Source organism: Telluria sp. PB2R4 (assembly GCF_059685695.1).
In genome coordinates, this window is the sequence record NZ_JCASIC010000004.1 from 212,972 (window position 1) to 232,685 (window position 19,714).

At 66.0% G+C, this 19,714-nt stretch carries 18 protein-coding genes and 1 tRNA gene; 4 read left to right on the forward strand and 15 right to left on the reverse strand.

What is annotated here, in order from left to right; translation table 11 throughout:
* Nucleotides 1–49: 49 nt before the first annotated feature.
* The 9 genes from AC56LU_RS09340 to AC56LU_RS09380 all read right to left on the reverse strand — a co-directional run bounded on the left by AC56LU_RS09340 (nt 50) and on the right by AC56LU_RS09380 (nt 7,034).
* Nucleotides 50–1,333 carry an RNA polymerase sigma factor gene (locus AC56LU_RS09340; RefSeq protein ID WP_497175313.1) on the reverse strand — a complete coding sequence of 428 codons (1,284 nt, stop codon included), beginning with the start codon at nt 1,331–1,333 and terminating at the stop codon, nt 50–52.
* A complete protein-coding gene (locus AC56LU_RS09345; RefSeq protein ID WP_497175314.1) occupies nt 1,333–1,767 on the reverse strand; it encodes a VOC family protein in 435 nt (144 codons plus the stop codon). Before AC56LU_RS09345 ends, AC56LU_RS09340 begins: the two co-directional genes overlap by 1 nt.
* A 35-nt stretch (nt 1,768–1,802) precedes the next feature.
* Complete coding sequence (locus tag AC56LU_RS09350; protein ID WP_497175315.1) at nt 1,803–2,171, reverse strand: YciI family protein; 369 nt, start codon at nt 2,169–2,171, stop codon at nt 1,803–1,805.
* 103 nt (nt 2,172–2,274) lie between these two features.
* Nucleotides 2,275–2,631, reverse strand: a complete 357-nt coding sequence (locus AC56LU_RS09355; RefSeq protein WP_497175316.1) for a YciI family protein — start codon at nt 2,629–2,631, stop codon at nt 2,275–2,277.
* 33 nt (nt 2,632–2,664) lie between these two features.
* Nucleotides 2,665–3,450, reverse strand: coding sequence for a hypothetical protein (locus tag AC56LU_RS09360; protein WP_497175317.1), 786 nt, complete (start codon nt 3,448–3,450; stop codon nt 2,665–2,667).
* A 78-nt stretch (nt 3,451–3,528) separates the two neighbouring features.
* Nucleotides 3,529–5,337, reverse strand: coding sequence for a PhoH family protein (locus tag AC56LU_RS09365; RefSeq protein WP_497175318.1), 1,809 nt, complete (start codon nt 5,335–5,337; stop codon nt 3,529–3,531).
* 230 nt (nt 5,338–5,567) lie between these two features.
* Nucleotides 5,568–6,038 (reverse strand): peroxiredoxin, encoded by a 471-nt coding sequence (locus AC56LU_RS09370; RefSeq protein ID WP_497175319.1) that lies wholly within the window; start codon nt 6,036–6,038, stop codon nt 5,568–5,570.
* A 165-nt stretch (nt 6,039–6,203) separates the two neighbouring features.
* Nucleotides 6,204–6,578 (reverse strand): SMR family transporter, encoded by a 375-nt coding sequence (locus tag AC56LU_RS09375; RefSeq protein WP_497175445.1) that lies wholly within the window; start codon nt 6,576–6,578, stop codon nt 6,204–6,206.
* Between the two features lie 72 nt (nt 6,579–6,650).
* Complete coding sequence (locus tag AC56LU_RS09380) at nt 6,651–7,034, reverse strand: Mth938-like domain-containing protein (protein WP_497175320.1); 384 nt, start codon at nt 7,032–7,034, stop codon at nt 6,651–6,653.
* 189 nt (nt 7,035–7,223) lie between these two features.
* Between AC56LU_RS09380 and AC56LU_RS09385 the strand changes: the two genes are divergently transcribed.
* The 3 genes from AC56LU_RS09385 (at nt 7,224) to AC56LU_RS09395 (ending at nt 12,776) form a co-directional block, all read left to right on the forward strand.
* Nucleotides 7,224–10,031: a DUF4214 domain-containing protein gene (locus tag AC56LU_RS09385; protein ID WP_497175321.1), complete on the forward strand. Its 2,808-nt coding sequence runs from the start codon at nt 7,224–7,226 to the stop codon at nt 10,029–10,031.
* Between the two features lie 160 nt (nt 10,032–10,191).
* Nucleotides 10,192–11,418: a pyridoxal phosphate-dependent aminotransferase gene (locus AC56LU_RS09390; RefSeq protein WP_497175322.1), complete on the forward strand. Its 1,227-nt coding sequence runs from the start codon at nt 10,192–10,194 to the stop codon at nt 11,416–11,418.
* Between the two features lie 38 nt (nt 11,419–11,456).
* Nucleotides 11,457–12,776 (forward strand): homoserine dehydrogenase, encoded by a 1,320-nt coding sequence (locus AC56LU_RS09395; protein WP_497175323.1) that lies wholly within the window; start codon nt 11,457–11,459, stop codon nt 12,774–12,776.
* Between the two features lie 123 nt (nt 12,777–12,899).
* On the opposite strand, the gene AC56LU_RS09400 is transcribed toward AC56LU_RS09395, so the two are convergent.
* On the reverse strand, nt 12,900–13,082 hold the full coding sequence (locus AC56LU_RS09400) for a hypothetical protein (RefSeq protein WP_497175324.1): 183 nt from the start codon (nt 13,080–13,082) through the stop codon (nt 12,900–12,902).
* A 267-nt stretch (nt 13,083–13,349) separates the two neighbouring features.
* Here AC56LU_RS09400 and AC56LU_RS09405 point away from each other — a divergent pair, with 267 nt between their 5' ends.
* Nucleotides 13,350–15,245: an MFS transporter gene (locus AC56LU_RS09405; protein WP_497175325.1), complete on the forward strand. Its 1,896-nt coding sequence runs from the start codon at nt 13,350–13,352 to the stop codon at nt 15,243–15,245.
* Nucleotides 15,246–15,305: 60 nt separating this feature from the next.
* Here AC56LU_RS09405 and AC56LU_RS09410 read toward each other — a convergent pair.
* From AC56LU_RS09410 to AC56LU_RS09430, 5 genes are all read right to left on the reverse strand, one after another.
* A tRNA-Pro gene (locus tag AC56LU_RS09410) sits at nt 15,306–15,382 on the reverse strand.
* A gap of 121 nt (nt 15,383–15,503) precedes the next feature.
* Nucleotides 15,504–16,676: a glycosyltransferase family 9 protein gene (locus tag AC56LU_RS09415; RefSeq protein ID WP_497175326.1), complete on the reverse strand. Its 1,173-nt coding sequence runs from the start codon at nt 16,674–16,676 to the stop codon at nt 15,504–15,506.
* On the reverse strand, nt 16,673–17,236 hold the full coding sequence (locus AC56LU_RS09420) for a D-glycero-alpha-D-manno-heptose-1,7-bisphosphate 7-phosphatase (RefSeq protein ID WP_497175327.1): 564 nt from the start codon (nt 17,234–17,236) through the stop codon (nt 16,673–16,675). The genes AC56LU_RS09415 and AC56LU_RS09420 overlap by 4 nt, the downstream gene beginning before the upstream one ends.
* A 58-nt stretch (nt 17,237–17,294) precedes the next feature.
* On the reverse strand, nt 17,295–18,686 hold the full coding sequence (locus tag AC56LU_RS09425) for a glycosyltransferase (protein ID WP_497175328.1): 1,392 nt from the start codon (nt 18,684–18,686) through the stop codon (nt 17,295–17,297).
* A 25-nt stretch (nt 18,687–18,711) separates the two neighbouring features.
* Nucleotides 18,712–19,710, reverse strand: coding sequence for a glycosyltransferase family 2 protein (locus AC56LU_RS09430; RefSeq protein WP_497175329.1), 999 nt, complete (start codon nt 19,708–19,710; stop codon nt 18,712–18,714).
* Between the last annotated feature and the right edge of the window lie 4 nt (nt 19,711–19,714).

A 19,714-nucleotide genomic window follows, 5' to 3' on the forward strand; every position in this document is an offset into this window, starting at 1 on the left:
GAACGTTCGCCGCCAGCCCCGTGCGCCGCAAGGCCCACGGGGATTTTTTTCAGGAGCGCTGGGCGCGGGCGCGTTCGAGCAGCAGTTCGCGCTCGCGGCTGTTGGCGGTCATGGCGGCGGCGCGTTCGAATTCGCGGCGCGCTTCCTCGACGCGGCCCAGCTTGGCCAGCAGGTCGGCGCGCACGCTCGGCAGCCAGTGGTAGCCGGCCAGCTTGCCGTCGCGCGCAAGCACGTCGGCCAGCGCCAGGCCGGCGGCCGGACCGTCGGCCATGCCGACCGCCACTGCGCGGTTGAGTTCGACCACCGGCGACGGCTGGACCTGCGCCAGCTCGGCATACAGCGCGGCGATGGCCTGCCAGTCGGTCTCCAGGGCCACGTGGGCGCGCGCGTGGCAGGCGGCGATCTGCGCCTGCAGCAGGTAGGGACCGCGCGGCAGGCCGGCGGGTTGACCAAGCCCTGCGGCGCGCGCCAGGGCGGCCAGGCCGCGCCGCAGCAGCACGCCGTCCCAGCGCGAGCGGTCCTGGTCGAGCAGCAGCACCGGCCGGCCCTGCGCATCGAGGCGTGCGCCCATGCGCGAGGCCTGCAGTTCCATCAACGCCACCAGGCCGTGCGCTTCCGGTTCGCCCGGCGCCAGCTCGGCCAGCATGCGCCCGAGGCGCAGGGCCTCGTCGACCAGGGCGGGGCGCATCCAGTCCTCGCCGGCGGTGGCGGTATAGCCTTCGTTGAAGATCAGGTAGACCGCTTCCAGCACGGCGCCGAGGCGCTCGCCCAGTTCGGCCGGCGGCGGCAGTTCGAACGGCACCCCGGCCTCGCCCAGGGTGCGCTTGGCGCGCACGATGCGCTGCGCCATGGTCGCTTCCGGCACCAGGAAGGCGCGCGCGATCTCCTGGGTCGACAGGCCGCCCAGCAGCTTGAGCGTGAGCGCCAGGCGCGCGTCCAGCGACAGCACCGGGTGGCAGGCGGTGAACATCAGGCGCAGCAGGTCGTCGCCTATGACGTCGTTGCGGGCGGCGTCCAGGCCATCCACGAAATCGGGCACAATGAGCGCCTCCTGGGCCTCGAGGTCGAGGCCGATCTGTTCGAGCTTCTGCTGGAGCAGGCGGTCGCGGCGCATGCGGTCGAGCGCGCCGTGCTTGGCCGTGGTCGTGAGCCAGGCGCCGGGATTGTCCGGGATGCCCTGGCGCGGCCAGTGTTCGAGGGCCGCGACCAGCGCATCCTGGGCCAGCTCCTCGGCCAGGCCGACGTCGCGCACCATGCGCGCCACGACCGCCACGATCCTGGCCGATTCGATGCGCCAGACCGCGGCGATGCTGCGTTCGACCTGCGCGTCCATCAGATCCGGGCGTCCGCGGCAGCGGCGTCTTCCGCCTGCGCCGGCATGCTTTCCATGTAAACCAGCTCCCACATGTGGCCGTCGAGGTCTTCGAAACCGTGCTGGTACATGAAACCGTGGTCCTTGGGCGGATTCGGCCAGCTGCCGCCGGTCGCCTTGGCCTTGTCGGCCATGTCGTCGACCGCGGCGCGGCTGTCGCAGGACAGGCAGAGCAGCACTTCGGTGCTCTTCTTCGCGTCCGCGATCGGTTTGTTGGTGAAGCCCTGGAAGAAAGGCTCGGTCAGCAGCATCACGTAGATGTCGTCGCTGACGATCATGCAGGCGGCGTCCTGGCTGCTGAACTGCGGGTTGAAGCCGAAGCCGAGCGCGCCGAAGAAGGCCTTGCTGCGTTCGAGGTCTTTCACTGGGAGGTTGACGTAGATCTGCTTGTTCATGGCGGTATCCTTTCGCGTTTCAATGATGGGGCGGCTCAGAAGGGCAGGTCGGAAGGCTCGTAGAGCTGGCGCACCTCGATCTCGGCGGCAGCGTGTTCGCCGTGCGGGTTGGGGAAGCGGCGCGACCATTCCATCGCTTCCTCGCGCGAACGCACCCCGATCAGGGTGTAGCCGGCGATCAGCTCCTTGGTCTCGGCGAAGGGGCCGTCGGTAACGCCCCGGCGCCCTTCGCCGTAGCCGATGCGCCAGCCATCGCGGCTGGGACGCAGGCCATTGGCGTCGAGCAGGACGCCGGCGCGCGCCAGCTCCTGGTGGTATTCGGTCATGGCGGCGAACAGCGGCTCGCCGGGCATGATGCCGGCTTCCGTGTCGGGGGTGGCCTTGACGATGATCATGAAGCGCATGGCGGTCTCCTTGTCGTGGGGATGGAAGCGTTTGTCACGCTTTCATCCCCACGACGAACAGGAACTGCGGGTTTCGACCTCCTTGGCCGAAATATTTTCTGGATCAGTCGTCGTAGCAGGGCGCCAGCGCCCTGACTTCCACCGTGGCCCATTCCGCCGCCGGGCATTCCTGCGCCAGCACGATCGCCTCTTCGCGCGTGTCGACGTTGACCAGGAAGAAGCCGCCCACCATCTCCTTGGCTTCCGCGAAGGGACCGTCGACGATGCGGGCCTTGCCCGGAGCAGTGGTGACGCGCGCTGCCTTGTCGGTCGACGCCAGCGATTCCGCGGCGAGCAGCAGGCCGCGGCTGCGCAGGTCTTCGCCCCAGCGCAGCATGCGATCGTAAGCGGCGCGGCCCTCGACGTCGTTGCGGGTGGCGCGCTGGCCGACAGGTTCATGGATCAACAGCATGTGCGGCATCGTGACTCTCCTCGGTGGATGAACGCGGCTATTCTAAGCCGCCACGCGCCGGCTGGCACGCTGCGCCGCAAGGCACTGCACGATCCACCTGACAGCCAGCTGCACCACCAGGGCGGCAGCGGTCGCAGCCAGGAAGGCAAGGCCGACCGGCTGCGTGTCCAGCAGCAGCGACAGCAGCACGCAGAAGACCGCAAAGGCGTAGTAGCCGTTGACCATTCCCCGCAGCAGCGCCACCGCGAAGCCCGGTCCGCTGGCGCGGTGCGAGAAGCCGACCAGCACCGTGCTCATCACGGGGAACATTGCGAACAGGCCGCTCAGGCGCGGACCGAGGCTAGCCGCTGCAAACGTGACGCTCAGGGACAGCAGCGCGCCGGCCAGCATGCGCCAGGGAAGATCGCCAGATGGCTTGCCGGCGGCGGACTGCGCGGGGGCCGGCTTGATGAGCCGCGGCGCCAGCAGCAGCGCGGCCAGCACGGCGACGACACCCAGCCACAGCGGCAGCGCCACCGCACGCAGCGCCAGCACGGCAAGCGCGTAGGCGAGCAGGGCAGCCGTCATCGCGCGCGGCATGCCGAGGTGGGCGCAGCGTGCGTAGGCGATGCTGAAGACCAGGATCGCCAGCACCGCCAGCAGGGTGGTGGCGCTGGCCGCCGCGGCGAAGCCGGCGCCCTGTTCGAGTGCGATCACCAGCAGGATCGGCCCGGCCACGATGGGGAAGGCGGACAGCCAGCCGGCCACCAGCGGACCCCAGCGGCGGCCGGCCAGGGTGACGAGGGCGATCAGCGAAGGAACGAGCAGCAGCTTCAAGAGAAAGATCATGCGACAGGAATACGAAGGTGGAAAAGAAAAACGCCCGCTTTTGCAAGCGAGCGTTTTTGGATGGCGCCAGGTCCAGGCTTACAGCACGTCGCTGGCGTGGTCCGCCAGGCGCGAGCGCTCGCCGCGCGCCAGGGTGACGTGGCCGCTGTGGCTCCAGCCCTTGAAGCGGTCGACCACGTAGGTCAGGCCGCTCGAGCCTTCGGTGAGGTAAGGCGTGTCGATCTGCGCGATGTTACCCAGGCACAGGATCTTGGTGCCGGGACCGGCGCGCGTGACCAGGGTCTTCATCTGCTTCGGCGTCAGGTTCTGCGCCTCGTCGATGATGAGGAACTTGTTCACGAAGGTGCGGCCACGCATGAAGTTCAGCGACTTGATCTTGATGCGCGAGCGGATCAGGTCCTGGGTCGCGGCGCGGCCCCAGTCGCCGCCGTCGCTGTCGGACTTCATCAGCACTTCGAGGTTGTCGTCGAACGCGCCCATCCACGGCGACATCTTTTCTTCCTCGGTACCCGGCAGGAAGCCGATGTCCTCGCCCACCGGCACCGTGACGCGGGTAACGATGATCTCGTTGTACTGCTTGGTTTCCAGCACTTGCGCCAGGCCGGCGGCGAGCGCCAGCAGGGTTTTACCGGTGCCGGCCTGGCCCAGCAGGGTGACGAAGTCGCACTCCGGGTTCATCAGGAGGTTCAGCGCGAAGTTCTGCTCGCGGTTGCGGGCCGTGATGCCCCACACATTGTTCTTGTTATGGCTGTAGTCGCGCAGGGTCTGGAACACCGCGGTCTTGCCGTTGATCTGTTTTACCTGACCATAGAAGGGCGCTTCGCCGTTCTGCGGCTCGATGAACACGAACTGGTTCACCAGCAGGGTCGGGATCACCGGACCGGTCACGCGGTAATACGTGGCCGAGTTGCCGTTCTTGTTCTCCTGCCAGGACTCCATGTCCTTGCCGTGCTTGTTCCAGAAATCGTCCGGCAGCTGGACAATGCCCGAGTACAGCAGGTCGGTGTCTTCCAGCACATGGTCGTTGAAATAATCCTCGGCCGGCAGGCCCAGCGCGCGCGCCTTGATGCGCATGTTGATGTCTTTCGACACCAGCACGATGGCGCGGCCGTCCATCGTGTCTTCCAGTGCGCGCACCACGCCCAGGATCTGGTTGTCGGCCTTGCCCGATGGCAGACCTTCCGGCAGCGGCGCGGCATCCAGCTTGGTCTGGAAGTAGAGGCGGCCCCTGGCGTCCTTGTTGCCGAGCTTGGCCAGCGGGATGCCGGCCTCGATCGCATCGTCGTCGACGTTGGCGATCAGGGCGTCGAGGGTGCGCGCTACCTGGCGGGCATTGCGCGCGACTTCCGACATGCCCTTCTTGTGGTTGTCGAGTTCCTCGAGCGTCATCATCGGCAGGTAGACGTCGTGTTCCTCGAAGCGGAACAGGGAGGTCGGGTCGTGCATCAGGACGTTGGTGTCGAGCACGAAGACCTTGCCGGCGCCGGCCTTGTCGGCCTTGCGGCTGGTGGAGGACTTGACGGTGACCTCGACCGGCTTGTGCTTGACCGGATGCGGCTGGCCGGCGTCGGTCTCACGAAGGCGCGCGCCGGCGCCATCCTTCGACTTGCGTGCCGGGCCCTTGGCCAGGGGCGCTTCGGCCGCCGGTGCGTCGACCGGCCTGGCGACGGCGGCGAGCGCATCGTTGGCGGCCGGTGCGGCGCCCTTGGCCTTGCGCGCCTTGCTCGCCTTCGGCGACGGCACGGCCTGGCCGCTGATCAGTTCTTCGAGGTCGGCGTCGGTCTTGGCGGACGCCGGGCGCACGGGCGATTTGCCCGGTTCAGCCTGGGGATAATCTTTTGCCAGCAGCATGGTCGCTGGCTTGGTTGGCATTTTTGGCAGTGGCATCAGGTTCTCAATGTAAAAAGGTCGGGAAGGACGCACGGGCGCAGCTCGGGGCGCGCCGCCGCACGGAAACGATGCTACTTTGGGGGTCTTGCTGAGGTATAGGCTGCAGCCGGAGGATGCCGGTCCGGCAGCAGCAGGAGGAGTGATGCGGATGAGATACTTGATGACTCAAAATAGGTGGCAATGTCCAGCTAAAGTTAAGAAACTGGGTTGCAGGAGCCATCCGGTATTCAGGGCTGGCTCTTCAGAAATTCCAGCACTTCGGCCACGTGGTCGTTGACTTTCACGCCACGCCATTCTTTCACCAATCGGCCTTGAGCGTCAATGATAAACGTACTGCGTTCAATGCCGCGCACTTGTTTGCCGTACATGTTTTTCATCTTCATGACACCGAACTGATTGCACACGGTTTCTTCCGGATCCGAGATCAGCTCGAAGGGCAGGCCCAGCTTGCTCTTGAAGCCTTCGTGCGAGCGCAGGCTGTCGCGGCTGATGCCGTAGATTTCGGCGCCGGCGGCCTGGTAATCCGGATAGGCCTCGCGGAAAGCGATGCTCTCGGTCGTGCAGCCCGGGGTGTTGTCTTTCGGATAAAAGTACAGCACGGTGTACTTCGCAGGACGGCCGTCCAGCGCGAAGGTCTGGCCTCCCGTCATGGGGGCGGAAAAATTCTCGACGGTTGCGGCGGTTTGGCTCTCGGCCACGGGGTTCTCCTGGGTGTCATGGCAACGGATACCGGCATGATAAACGGCGCCGCTGCCCCTTGCTAGTCCTGTATTGACAACAATATTGCGTCGGACCAGGTCTTAACCGCGATATGAGGCGGGCATTTCATTTCTTCAAGATGCGAAATGGAAATATTTGTCTGTTCAGCTACGCGCCAGCAAGACGACGCCCAGCACGATGACGCCGAGCGCCAGCATGCGTTGCGGCGAGATTGCTTCGCCCAGGAACATCCAGGCGCCCACGGCCCCGATCACGTAGCCGAGCGAGAGCATCGGGTAGGCGACGGTGACGTCGGTGCGCGACAGGCCGAGGATCCAGACCACCAGCGAGATGCCGTAGCACAGCATGCCGACCACGATCGGCCACTGGGTGGCAACTTTCAGGCCGGTGATCAGCCAGTTGTCGCGGGTCAGGTGGATGGCGCCGCCGAGGGCATTGGTGCCGGCCTTGAGCAGGAGCTGGGCCGCGGCATTCAGGATGACGCCGGTGATGATGAAGGCAAACGCCGATGGATTCATTGTCATTGTTGGTTGGAGTAGACGCAGCCGTACCCACCGCGCCGCTGCGCGGAGCGCGCCGCATGCGCGATATCAGGCGCCGGCGTTGTTGATGATGAGGGCCAGCGTGACCTTGCGTCCTTCGCCCATCAGCACGTTATAGGTGCGGCAGGCGGCCTGGCTGTCCATGCAGTCGACGCCGATATGCATGCTGGACAGGCTGGCCACCAGCTTCGGATGGACGAAGCGCTGGCGATCGCCGGTGCCGAGCACGACCACGTCGGGCTTGTCCTGGGCGATTTCCTCGAAATGGGCGGCGGTCAGGTCTTCGAAACGCGCGACATTCCAGGGCCGTGGCGGAACTTCCGGCATCACGGTCAGGCTGTAGTTGAAACGTTGGGCGTTGATTTCGACCCCGCTGGCGTCGTAGCCGGTGACGGTCTGGTACTGCTGGGTATTGTCGGAATGGAGCTTCATCGTGGCGCGTACGGCTGGTTGGTAGCGAAACGTCCATTGTACCCGGAGCGGCAAACCGGTTCGGATTCATTCGGCATGCATGGAAGACCTGACACCCCCCCATGTCGGGGGGTGGTCGGCACGTGCATATCCATGAGTAAATGAGGCCTGGTTTCACACACTCATTCTGCAACCTGACCGGGACTACGCATGGCTCTCTATACGACTCCAATCCAGAAACTCTACGTCGCCTATTTCAGCCGTCCCGCCGATGCCGGCGGCCTTGAATGGTGGGAAGGGATCGTCGCCGGGGCGAATGGCGATACGTCAATGATCTCGGCGGAATTTTCAGGCTCGAACGAATACAAGCAGACCTTCGCTGGCAAAAGCAACAAGGAGATCGTGGAAACCGTCTACGTCAACCTGTTCGGGCGTGAAGGCGAACGGGACGGCGTCAACTGGTGGGCGGATGCGCTGGACAAGGGCCTGATGACGATCGACGTGGCCGTGACCGAGATCGCCAAGGGCGCCCAGAACGATGACCTGAAGGCGTTCAACAACAAGGTGGCTGCGGCAACCGCGTTCACCAATGCGCTGGACACCCATCCGGAGCGCGCCGCTTACAACGGCAACGAAGCATCGGCCGCCGCCAAAGCCTTCATCAAGACCGTCACCAACGACGCCTCGCTCGCCGCCGCCATCATGCCGGACAAGCTGTCGGCCGCGGTTGCAGCCTTCGTGGAAGCGAGCCGCGCCCCGATCGAACTCACGCTCACCGCCGGCGTCGACAGCGGCGTCGCCTTCACCGGCGGCGGCGGCAATGACATCTTCCGCGCCACCGCAAGCACCCTGAGCGCGGGCGATACGCTCAAGGGCGGCGGCGGCACCGACACCCTGATCCTGAGCGATGCCAACGGCAGCGGCCTGAACGCGCTGCCCTCTGGCGTCGCCACCAGCGGCATCGAAAACTTCGCCGCCAACTCGGGCGGTGGCGTCGGCACCGCCGCCGCGGCCTACGACTTGAGCGGCCAGTCCGACCTGCGCGTGCTGTCCTTCGTCGCCAAGGGGGCGGTCAACCTCAAGATGAGCGACGCGGCGAGCGCCTCGATCGTGACCACCGCCGGCGCGGTGACGGTCGCCGGCGGCAAGGCGATCATGGTGAGCGGCAACACGGGCGTGGCCACCCTGACCGGCAATGCGATCACCACCGTGACGCTGCAGAATTCCAGCCAGAACGCCACCATCGCCAACGCCACCGCTGGCCACACGCTGAACCTGGCACTGGACGCGATCAGCGGCGGCGCCACCGTCACCGATGCAGCCGCCACCACCGTCAACCTGCAGGCCACGCTGCCGCCGGTGGCCGTGCCGATGGGTACCAGCCCCGTCCATACCGCCGGCGTCGACGTCAACCTCGACCTGGCCAAGGCGAGCGCGCTGAACATCACCAACGACGGCCCGCTCAAGCTGGTGACGACCGCGCTGGCGGCCGCCGACACGCTCCAGTCGATTACGCTGAAGGGCCATGGCGGCGGACAGTCGACCATTTCCGACATCCTGGACGGCATCGGCACCAGCATGCAGGCGGACCTGTCGGGCATCCTGCCGTTCAAGAGCCTCGATGCGAGCGACTACAGCGGCAGCACCTGGCTCAAGATCGCCAGCGCCACCAACCTGTCGGTGAAGGGCGGCAGCGGCGCCGACAGCATCGTCATCACCGGTGCGCTGGCCGGCAGCGCCAGCGTCCAGCTGGGCGGCGGCGACGACATTGTCGATTTCAGCAGCGCCGCGCAGGCGGGCGCCAAGGTCGACGGCGGCGTCGGTGGCAACGATACGATGGTGGTCAACGATTCGGTCTTGCTCGATACCGAAGGCCAGGTGTTCACCAATTTCGAGACTCTCGTGTTCTCGAGCGGCAAGGGTGAATACAATCTCGACAAGGCCGGCAGCGTGACCCGCCTGAACGCCAGCAAGGTACTGCGCGAGGACGTCGAGTTCATCAACGGCCGCGCCGACTCCAGCATCAACCTGATGGCCGAGGCTAGGAACCTTGATCTGACCGGCAAGCAGGTCGAGGACTTCGTCCCGCATTCCAACATCAAGTTCAGCCTGAAGGACGCTTCCGGCAGCAACGACGTGCTGGCGATCTCGCTGACGGCGCACGACGCGCTGGCCGATCGCGAGGCCAACGGCGTGGTCCAGGCCGCTGCGATCGAGGCCAAGGACATCGAGACCGTCAACCTGCATTCGGCAGTGAGCAAGATCGAGGGCGACAATCCGGCGACCCCGCTCAACGACCCGATCGCCGCGGCCGAGTACTTCAACGCGATTTCCTACCTGTACATCGACGGCGCCAGGACCCTGAACGTGACCGGCAACGCCAGTCTGGCCCTGACCAGCATCTACGCAAGCACGCTCACGCACTTCGACGCATCCGCTTCCACCGGCGATATCGACTTTGGCGGCATCAACAACACCAGTGAGACGGCGCTGACCCGCCTGACCTACCTGGGCAGCGCGGGCAAGGACGAGGTGCAAGGCAGCGACGTCGGTATCGTGTTCCAGGGTAACGGCGGTGGGGACCAGGTCATGCTGCACACCTACGACGAAGCCGCCGACATCATCCGCTTTACCAGGGCCAGCGATTCGTTCGTGGTGCGCGGCCAGAACGCCTCGACCGACAATATCGACACGGTCAACTTCTTCCAGGCCGGCGTGGACAAGATCGACCTGTCGGGATTGAGGCTGGCGACCGGGGCCACCCGCGAAGCCATCGCCGCTCACGAGATGTTCTCGAATAACTTCTCGGCACTGGAAAGTGTGCTCGGCAACGGCGCCGGTTTCTTCAACGATGGCGGCACCAACCGTTCGCTGGCGTTCGGCAACTTCGGCGGCAACGATGGCTACCTGATGGTGGACGTCAACGGCGACGGCAACTTCACCGACGGCACTGACCTGGTCATCCTGATGTACGGTAACACCGGCGCGTTGAAGGTGACCGACTTTATCTGGAGCTGATGCCGCAGCACGCTTGTTGGAGATCCTGCCGGCGCAATCCGGCAGTATTTTATTTGGTCCGGAAGGGGGAAGGTTGCTTAAATCGGTCGCTTTCGGCAGAATGGGTATTTTTCGCACTGCAACAAAAGCGCACGCGCGAGCCATTCTCACAGGGGACACTTTGCGACCGATCCTGAAATCCAACAAGTTGGACGATGTCTGCTACGAAATCCGCGGCCCGGCGCTGGAACAGGCGCGCCAGATGGAAGACGACGGCCAGAAGATCATCAAGCTGAACATCGGCAACCTGGCGGTGTTCGGCTTCGATCCGCCGGACGAGATCGTGCACGACATGATCCGCAACATGCACGGCGCGGCCGGCTACACCGATTCGAAGGGCATGTTCGCGCCGCGCAAGGCGGTGATGCATTACACCCAGGGCAAGGACATTGCCGGCGTGGGCATCGATGACATTTACCTCGGCAATGGCGCGTCCGAGCTGATCGTCATGGCCATGCAGGGCTTGCTCAATAACAGCGACCAGGTGCTGGTGCCCGCGCCGGATTATCCGCTGTGGACCGCGGCGGTGAGCCTGGCGGGCGGCAATCCGGTGCACTATGTGTGCGACGAGCAGAGCGGCTGGCTGCCGGACATCGAGGATATGCGCAAGAAGATCACGCCGAATACGCGCGCGATCGTCGTCATTAACCCGAACAACCCGACCGGCGCCCTGTACCACCGCGAGGTGCTGCTCGAGATCGTCGAGCTGGCGCGCCAGCACGGCCTGATCATCTACGCGGACGAAATCTACGACAAGACCCTGTACGACGGCGAGGAACACGTCTCGATCGCCTCGCTGGCCGACGACGTGCTGTTCCTGACCCTGAACGGCCTGTCGAAGAACTACCGTTCCTGCGGCTACCGCGCCGGCTGGATGGTGGTGTCGGGCGAGAAGCGCCACGCAAAGGGATATATCGAAGGCCTGAACATGCTGGCCTCGATGCGCCTGTGCGCCAACGCGCCGGGCCAGTACGCGATCCAGACCGCGCTCGGCGGCTACCAGAGCATTGCCGACCTGGTCGGCCCTGGCGGGCGCCTCTTGAAACAGCGCGACCTCGCGCACAAGCTGCTCACCGATATTCCGGGCGTGTCCTGCGTCAAGCCAAAAGCGGCGCTGTACATGTTCCCACGCCTCGACCCGAAGATGTACCCGATCGCGGACGACCAGCAGTTCATCTGCGAACTGCTGTCCGAGGAAAAAGTGCTGCTGGTGCAAGGCACCGGCTTCAACTGGATCTCCCCGGATCATTTCCGGCTGGTGTTCCTGCCCAATTCCGACGACCTGACGGACGCCTGCGGACGCATCGCGCGTTTCCTGGACGGCTACCGCCGGCGCCACGCACGCTGAGGCGGCCAAGGTCGGTCATTAACCAAGATTACGAGATCATGAAACCCATCAAAGTAGGCCTCCTGGGCATCGGCACCGTCGGCGCTGGCACCTTCAACGTTCTTCAACGCAACCAGGAGGACATCCGCCGCCGCGCCGGCCGTGGAATCGAGATTACGATGGTGGCGGCGCGCAACCTGGAAAAGGCGCGCGGCGTGGTCGGCGCCGGCGTCGAAGTGGTGGCTGACCCGTTTGCCGTGGTGAACCATCCGGACATCGATATCGTCGTCGAGCTGATCGGCGGCTACGAGCTGCCCCGCGAACTGGTCCTGAAGGCCATCGCCAACAGCAAGCACGTGGTCACCGCCAACAAGGCGCTGCTGGCGCTGCACGGCAACGAAATCTTTGCCGCGGCCCAGGACAAGGGCGTGATGGTGGCCTTCGAGGCGGCCGTCGCCGGCGGCGTGCCGATCATCAAGGCGCTGCGCGAAGGCCTGACCGCCAACCGGATCGAGTCGGTGGCCGGCATCATCAACGGCACCACCAATTTCATTCTCTCGGAGATGCGCGAGAAGGGCCTGGACTTCGCCACCGTGCTGAAGCAGGCGCAGGAACTCGGCTATGCCGAGGCCGACCCGACCTTCGACATCGAGGGCGTGGATGCGGCGCACAAGCTGACCATCATGTCGGCGATCGCCTTCGGCATTCCGGTGCAGTTCGACAAGGCCTATATCGAAGGCATCAGCCAGTTGCAGGCGGTGGACATCCGCTACGCCGAGCAGCTCGGCTACCGCATCAAGCTGCTGGGGATCACGCGCCGCACCCGCACCGAGGGTGGGGAGGGCATCGAGCTGCGCGTGCACCCGACCCTGATCCCGGCGGCGCGCCTGATCGCCAACGTCGAAGGCGCCATGAACGCGGTGCTGGTGCAGGCCGACGCGGTCGGCGCGTCGCTGTACTACGGCAGGGGCGCCGGCTCGGAACCGACCGCCTCGGCGGTGATCGCCGACCTGGTCGACGTCACCCGCCTGGCGACCGTCGACCCGTACTGCCGCGTGCCGCACCTGGCCTTCCAGCCGAACGAGATGACCGATGTCGCCATCGTGCCGATGGCCGAGATCACGACCAGCTATTACCTGCGCGTCTATGTGAAGGACCAGCTCGGCGTGATGGCCGACCTGACCCGCATCCTGGCCGACGCCGGCATCTCGATCGACGCGGTGCTGCAGAAGGAGCCGGGCAACCAGGTCAATCTCGACATCATCATGCTGACCCACCAGACCCGCGAAAAGAACATCGACGCTGCGATCGCGAAGATCGAGCAGCTGCCGGCGGTGATCGGCAAGGTCACGCGCATCCGCCTGGAAACGCTGGCCTGAGCCTGTGGTCCCCTGTCCGGCGTCAAGCGCCGGCGCGGCGAGAACATGATTCGAATTTTGCGGCAGTCGTCGCAAAATCGAATCATTTTTTTTGGCGCTCGGGCCGCGGCGGTGCGCGATGTCTCATGTGGCCGGGATGTCCTGCGGCTGCAGCGCATGGGGCGGCGGGGCATCATGCCAGGCCGGCGGTGGGGACTCATCATCGTCGATGAACGCACTGGACATGGCCAGCATATCGTGTTCGATGTGGTCGAACAGCACAGTCGTCACACTGGCGTAGCGGAGGAGGAAGTCGGAAGAAGTCATCCGCGGATTCTACCTGCGCTGCGCTGCACAATCGCGCTGGATGCTAGGTCGCTTGAGACGTTTCAATCAACTTTATCAATGCCTGCGGTTGACATGGCGCGCCGCTTGAACCGTTTGGCGGTCTATGCTTTTTACCCATCCGGTATCGCCAGCCGGCACTTTACGGATTAGTATCGGCGACGCAACGATGAGGGACGGCAATAGTCTTTGTATGCCTGTGGCGACCTGCTGTAGATTACCGATTCCAATGTTCAAGAGCAAAAACGCATGAGCCAATCGAGCCAGTTCTCCCTGCTGACCCAACGCCGCTTCGGCCCCTTTTTCTGGACCCAGTTCTTTGGCGCTTTCAATGACAACCTGTTCAAGACCGCGCTGCTGGTCGCGCTGACCTTCGACACGGCGAACTGGACCACGGCCGACCCCGGCATGCTGAACAACCTGATCGCCGGCCTGTTCATCCTGCCCTTCGTGCTGTTCTCGGCGACCGCCGGACAGGTCGCCGACAAGTTCGACAAGGCGCGCATGGCAAGGTTCGTCAAGCTGCTGGAGATCGCCATCATGCTGGTGGCCGGCATCGGCTGGCTGACGCACACGCTGTGGGTGCTGGTGGCAGCGGTGGTCGGCATGGGCCTGCATTCGACCCTGTTCGGCCCGGTGAAGTACGCCTACCTGCCGCAACACCTCAAGTCTGAAGAGCTGGTGGGCGGCAATGGCGTCATCGAAATGGGCACCTTCGTCGGCATCCTGCTGGGCGAGGTGGCCGGCACGCTGCTGGTCGGTGTGAAACCCTGGGGCATCGAACTGGTCGCTGGCGGAACGCTGCTGTGCGCGCTGCTGGGGCTGGCGGCAAGCTGGCGCATCCCGCCATCGCCGGCGCCGGCGCCGGAACTGAGAATCAGCCGCAACCCATTCGCCGAATCGATCCGCAACCTGAAGTTCTCGCGCCAGAACCGCACCGTGTTCCTGTCCATGCTGGGCAATTCCTGGTTCTGGTTCTACGGCGCGCTGCTGCTGTCGCAATTCCCGCTGTATGCCAAGGATTACCTGCACGGCGACCACAGTGTGATCATGCTGCTGCTGACCGTGTTCTCGCTCGGCATCGGCGCCGGTTCGCTGCTGTGCGAAAAGCTGTCCGGCCACAAGGTCGAGATCGGCCTGGTGCCCTTCGGCTCGATCGGCCTGTCGGTGTTCGGCATCGACCTGTATTTCGCGAGCGTGGCCTATGCGGAGGCCAACGGCGCCGCCATGGTCGATGCGCTCGCGCTGCTTGCCCTGCCGGGCGTGTGGCGCATCATGCTCGACCTGGTCCTGATCGGCGTGTTCGGCGGCCTGTTCATCGTGCCGCTGTTCGCCCTGATCCAGACGCGCTGCGACCCGAAGCACGTGTCGCGCACCATCGCCGGCATGAATATCCTGAACGCGCTGTTCATGGTGGCGGCCGCCGGCGTGGCGATCGTGCTGCTGGGGCAGGGCTTCACGATTCCCGAGATGTTCCTGGTGACGGCGCTGCTCAATGCCTGCGTGGCGGTGTACATCTTCTCGCTGGTGCCGGAATTCCTCATGCGTTTCCTGGCCTGGATGTTGATCCATACCGGTTACCGGGTGCGCACCATCGACGCCGACCGCATTCCGGAGCAGGGTCCGGCGGTGCTGGTCTGCAACCATGTGAGCTATGTCGACGCGCTGGTGATCGGCGCCGCCAGCCCGCGCCCGATCCGCTTCGTAATGGACCACCGTATCTTCAGGACGCCTTTCCTGCGCTGGATCTTCCGCGCCGCCAAGGCGATCCCGATCGCGCCCGCCAAGGAAGACCCCTTCATGATGGAGCGCGCCTTCATCGACGTCGCCCAGGCCCTGCACGAGGGTGAGCTGGTGTGTATTTTCCCAGAAGGCAAGCTCACCCATACCGGCGAGATCAACGCGTTCCGCGGTGGGGTCTCGCGGATCGTCGAGCGCAGCAAGGTGCCGGTGATCCCGATGGCGCTGCGCGGGCTGTGGGGCAGCATGTTCACGCGCGATCCGTCGAACGTGTTCGAGCGTTCGTTTGCGCGCGGGTTCCGGTCGAAGCTGGCGCTGGCGGTGGGACAGCCGGTGGCGCCGGAGGAAGCGACGCCGGAGTACCTGCAGGAGCAGGTGCTGGCGCTGCGGGGGGATTGGAAGTAGGCCGGGCGGCCACCAACGAAAAAGGCCAACCGCATGGTTGGCCTTTCGCATTGATTTAGTTGGTCGGGGCGAGAGGATTCGAACCTCCGACCCCCTGCACCCCATGCAGGTACGCTACCAGGCTGCGCTACGCCCCGACGAACTCAGAAATTATATCAGAGCTCGCCGGAATACTTGAGCTTTTGTTATAGCTTTGCACGCAGCTTTCTTGCGCTTCTGCATGGGTGGTGACGTCAATACGCATCGGCTACGCATCGGCTACGCGAAGGCGAGTGCCGCATCATCGGTGCGCGCAGGCCGCGGCGGCGCGCCTGCCAGCAGCGCGACCGCGGCCTCGAGCACCGCGCGCGGCGCCAGCGCATTGAGGCAGGCGGGGCGGCCTTGCGCGCAGCTGCTGTCCGGGCAGCCGCTGTGCAGGCAGTCGCCGCAGCTGATGTCGTGGACCGGCAAGCGCTGCGCGACCTGCGACGAGGCGGTGTGGGGATGCGTCAGCGCGTACAGGTCCACCAGCGGCGTGCCGACGGCGGCAGCGATGTGGGCCGGCGCGGCGCTGCCGGTGATGAGCAGGCTGGACGAGCGGATCAGGGCGCCCAGTTCTCCCAGGCCGAGCTTGCCGATGAAGGAATGCGCGGGGCCGATCCAGGTCTCGGGCAGCGGGTGCAAGGCGCGCAAGTCGCGGCGCTCGCCGGTGAGGATGATCGGGTAGCCGAGGCGCGTGCCGAGCATGCCGATGAGCACCAGCCAGTGCCGGACCGGGTAGCGGTGCGCTGCGGCGCCCGCGTCGGCATGCAGTACCAGGTAAGGCGCCGCCGGATCGATGCCGGCCTCCAGCAGCATGGTATCAACGCGCGCCGCGTCCGGCGGCGGGATGGCGAAGGAAAACGCGGTGTCGGCGGCCTGGCAGCCGACACGGGCGACCAGGTCGAGCTGGCGCTGCACTTCGTGGCGGCTGGCGCGTTCGCGCTCGGGCTCGGGCTCGGGCTCGGGTACGGGTTCTGGTACCCAGTGGGTGAGCAGCTGATAGGGGTCTTCGCGGCAGGAGGCCAGGCGCAAAGGGATGCCCGCCAGGTGACACAGCATCGCGGCGGGCAGGGGACTTTGCCAATACGCGGTGAAGATGACGGCGGCGTCGAAGCGTTGGCCGGCCAGCTGCGCCGCGCATTCCTGCAAGGATTCCGGGGCCGCAGTTTCCTCCTGCTTCATCCATGGCGCGGCGTAAGCGATGGCCGCGTCGAGTTCGGGAATGAAGGGCGCCGCCGCCGCACCCGAAGGCGAGGACAGCAGCGTCAGGTGGCAGCCCGGCATGCTGGCGCGCAGGGCCCGGATCGCCGGAGTGCACATGAGCACGTCGCCCGGCGAATCGAGGCGGATGCACAGGATGCGCCGTACGGCTTGCCAATCGGGATGCAACTGGTGTAACTGAGCACTCATCGCGCCTCCTCGTGGGCGGCGATCAGCACGGCTGCCGCGTACAGGTCGGGCGCCATACGGGTGGGAACGCGGCGCGGTCCGAGCCGCCATTCGGTCTCGTTGCCGTTGTCGATCAGGAGCGTGCGGCAGCCGGCACGGTTGCCGGCTTCGACGTCGTGCAGGATGTCGCCGACCATCCAGGATTCGCGCAGGTCGATGGCGTGTTCGTGGGCGGCCTTGATCAGCATGCCCGGCGAGGGCTTGCGGCAGGCGCAGACCATGGCATAGTCGCCGACGGTGCCGAGCGGGTGATGCGGGCAATAGTAAAAGCCGTCCAGCGCCAGGTTTTCGCGGAACAGCAGGTCGGCCAGGCGGTCGGCCACCGGCGCCATGGCATCTTCGCCGAAGCAGCCGTGGGCGATGCCGGACTGGTTGGTGATGACGAAGAAGCGGTAGTCGAGCCGCGCCAGCAGCCGCAGTGCGGCGCCGGCGCCGCTGACCAGGCGGATCCGGCGCGGTTCGACGTTGTAGGGCAGGTCGTCCACCAGGGTACCGTCTTTGTCGAGGAATATGGCTTTCATGTCAGGGCCGGGAAGGATGCTGCGTTGTCGTCGTGCTCGCGGGCTTCTCTGGGACGGCTCAGTTGAGATGCGTGGCGGTGTGGGCGGCAGGCGGGGTGGCGTCCAGCACGTCGGCATAGATGGCCGCCAGCTGCGTGGCGACGTGGCGCCAGGTGTAGTGTTCGCAGGCGCGGCGGCGCCCGGCTTCGCCCATCGCGCGCGCCAGTTCGGGATGGCGGACCAGGCGCGCCAGCCGGTCGGCCAGCGCCGCCGGGTCGCGCGACGGGACCAGGAAGCCGGTCACGCTGTCGTTGACCGTGCTCTTGATGCCGCCCACCTCGGCGCCGACCACCGGGCGGGCGCAGGCCATCGCTTCGACCGGGGTGATGCCGAAGGGTTCGTACCAGGGTGCGCTGGCAAACACGTTGGCGGCGCTGTAGTAGTCGCGCAGCGCGGTGCGCGGCTGCTGTCCGGTGAAGCGGACGTGCGCGGCAATGCCCAGGTCGGCAGCGACACCCCGCAGGCGCGCCAGTTCGAAACCGTCGCCCGGATGGCCGGCCGCGCCGTGGCCGGCGTCGCCGCCGACCACCAACAGTTGCGCATCGGCGCCGTGGCGGTGGCGCAGCATGGCGACGCCCTGGATCACGGTGTCGACGCCCTTGCGCGGCACCAATCGGCCGAGCTGGAGCACGATGAAGCGGCTCTCGTCGAGACCCAGGCGGGCGCGCGCCTCGTGCATCGGAACCGGCCACAGTTCGTCCGGCGAGAAGCCGCAGGACGCGATGGCGATGCGCGAGAGCGGGGCGCCGTAGAGCCGCTCCATGTCGAGGCGGTCTTGCGGGCATTCGGCGATGATGCGGTCGGCCGCGCGCATCAGCGAGGCTTCGATGCGCATGCGGGCAATGGGGAAGGTGTCGGCGGTGCCCTGCGCCAGCCGGCGCACCCGCCCCAGCGAATGGAAGGTGAGCACGAAGGGCAGCCCGAGTGCCGTCTTGAGGTGCTGGGCCACCATGCCCGACATGAAGAAGTTGGCGTGCGCGATGTCGTAGTGATGCGGCTGGCGCCGCGCGAAGCGGGTGACGTAGCGCGAGAACGCATCGACGTGCGGCAGCATCTGCTCTTTCGCCACGTAGTGCGGCGGCCCGGCCGGCACGTGGATGACGCGGATGTTCTCGAGCCAGTGCACGAGCGGCCGCTGCCCGGGTGCGTCACGCCGCGTGAACACGTCGACCAGGTGCCCGGCGCCCGCCAGTTCGCGCGCAAGCTGGGCCACGTAGACGTTCTGGCCGCCGCAATCGACCTTGCCGAGCCCTGCCAACGGCGAGGCATGCTCGCTGATGATCGCGATGCGGCGCCGCGCGCCAACGATGGCGGCGGGCCGCTGTGGGATCGGGTGTGCCCCCGATTGCATTGCCGTTTCCATCGCTTCCATCGCTGCGTCGGAAGCCGGCGTGGCCTGGACTTCATTCAAACCTGGGCCTCCACGCATGGCGGCCTCATGCGAAACGGACGCGGTAGCGCACCGCGCCGGCCAGGCGCCAGAACACGGCCAGCGGCGGCAGCAGCGCCGACGTGATCACCATTTCCGCCACGTGCGCCGGGGTATGCGTGACGCCGCGCAGCCGGTGCGCGCACAGGCGGCCGGTGAGCAGCACCCAGGCCGCGAAGGTCAGGCCCGCCAGCACCGGCAGGCCGGCCAGCAAACCGGCCAGCGTGAGCAGCAGCACGCCGACGATGGCATAGTGGTCCCAGCGCGGGCGCGCCTCGACTTTCTGGCGGTACAGGGCCGGGTGTTTCTTGTAGAGCAGGGCATCGAAGACCGCGTGGCGGATCTGCAGCAGGCTCGCGCCCCAGGGCACGGGCCGCACCGGGTGGACCACCAGCGCACGCGGCGCGCGCATGATGGAGACGCCGTGCTCCAGCAGCCGGAAGTACATGTCGGCGTCGCTTCCGCGCGGCACGCTGAAGCGTTCGTCGAAGCCGTCGAGCCGTTCGAGTACCGGTTTGCGGAAAAAGCAGCTGGCGCTGGTGAAGTCGGCGGCGTCGTGCCCGTGGGCGCTGCGCTGGTATTCGGTGGGGCGGGCCGGGACCGGGGTCTGGATGCGCCCGCACACCACTTCGCCGTCATTGGCGAAGGCGGCCATGCCCGCGGCCAGCCAGCCGGGCTCCGGCACCGCATCGTCGCTGGTAAAGGCAACGACGGGGCCGCGCGCGGCGCGCCAGCCGCGGTTGCGGCTCGATGCCGGCCCGACCGGCCCCGGGTTGGCAACGTAGGACAGGCGCGGTCCGCGCTCGAGCATGCGGGTGCGCCAGCCGGCGACCAGGTGTAGTGTGTTGTGGTTGGGCTCGTCGTCGACGACGACGATTTCGAAGTGTTGCGGATCGAACTGCTGGCGCATCAGTGCGTCCAGGCAGCGGTCGAGCAGGTCCATGCGGCCACAGGCGGGGACCACCACCGACACCGCGATTCTTGCGTCATCCGTCGTTGCAGACATCACT

Coding starts and splice junctions, on each gene's coding strand:
- AC56LU_RS09360 (WP_497175317.1), bottom strand. CDS start 3,450: ATGATCTTTCTCTTGAAGCTGCTGCTCGTTCCTTCGCTGATCGCCCTC.
- AC56LU_RS09405 (WP_497175325.1), top strand. CDS start 13,350: ATGAGCCAATCGAGCCAGTTCTCCCTGCTGACCCAACGCCGCTTCGGC.
- AC56LU_RS09340 (WP_497175313.1), bottom strand. CDS start 1,333: ATGGACGCGCAGGTCGAACGCAGCATCGCCGCGGTCTGGCGCATCGAA.
- AC56LU_RS09350 (WP_497175315.1), bottom strand. CDS start 2,171: ATGCGCTTCATGATCATCGTCAAGGCCACCCCCGACACGGAAGCCGGC.
- AC56LU_RS09430 (WP_497175329.1), bottom strand. CDS start 19,710: ATGTCTGCAACGACGGATGACGCAAGAATCGCGGTGTCGGTGGTGGTC.
- AC56LU_RS09400 (WP_497175324.1), bottom strand. CDS start 13,082: ATGACTTCTTCCGACTTCCTCCTCCGCTACGCCAGTGTGACGACTGTG.
- AC56LU_RS09395 (WP_497175323.1), top strand. CDS start 11,457: ATGAAACCCATCAAAGTAGGCCTCCTGGGCATCGGCACCGTCGGCGCT.
- AC56LU_RS09365 (WP_497175318.1), bottom strand. CDS start 5,337: ATGCCACTGCCAAAAATGCCAACCAAGCCAGCGACCATGCTGCTGGCA.
- AC56LU_RS09415 (WP_497175326.1), bottom strand. CDS start 16,676: ATGAGTGCTCAGTTACACCAGTTGCATCCCGATTGGCAAGCCGTACGG.
- AC56LU_RS09345 (WP_497175314.1), bottom strand. CDS start 1,767: ATGAACAAGCAGATCTACGTCAACCTCCCAGTGAAAGACCTCGAACGC.
- AC56LU_RS09375 (WP_497175445.1), bottom strand. CDS start 6,578: ATGAATCCATCGGCGTTTGCCTTCATCATCACCGGCGTCATCCTGAAT.
- AC56LU_RS09380 (WP_497175320.1), bottom strand. CDS start 7,034: ATGAAGCTCCATTCCGACAATACCCAGCAGTACCAGACCGTCACCGGC.
- AC56LU_RS09355 (WP_497175316.1), bottom strand. CDS start 2,631: ATGCCGCACATGCTGTTGATCCATGAACCTGTCGGCCAGCGCGCCACC.
- AC56LU_RS09385 (WP_497175321.1), top strand. CDS start 7,224: ATGGCTCTCTATACGACTCCAATCCAGAAACTCTACGTCGCCTATTTC.
- AC56LU_RS09420 (WP_497175327.1), bottom strand. CDS start 17,236: ATGAAAGCCATATTCCTCGACAAAGACGGTACCCTGGTGGACGACCTG.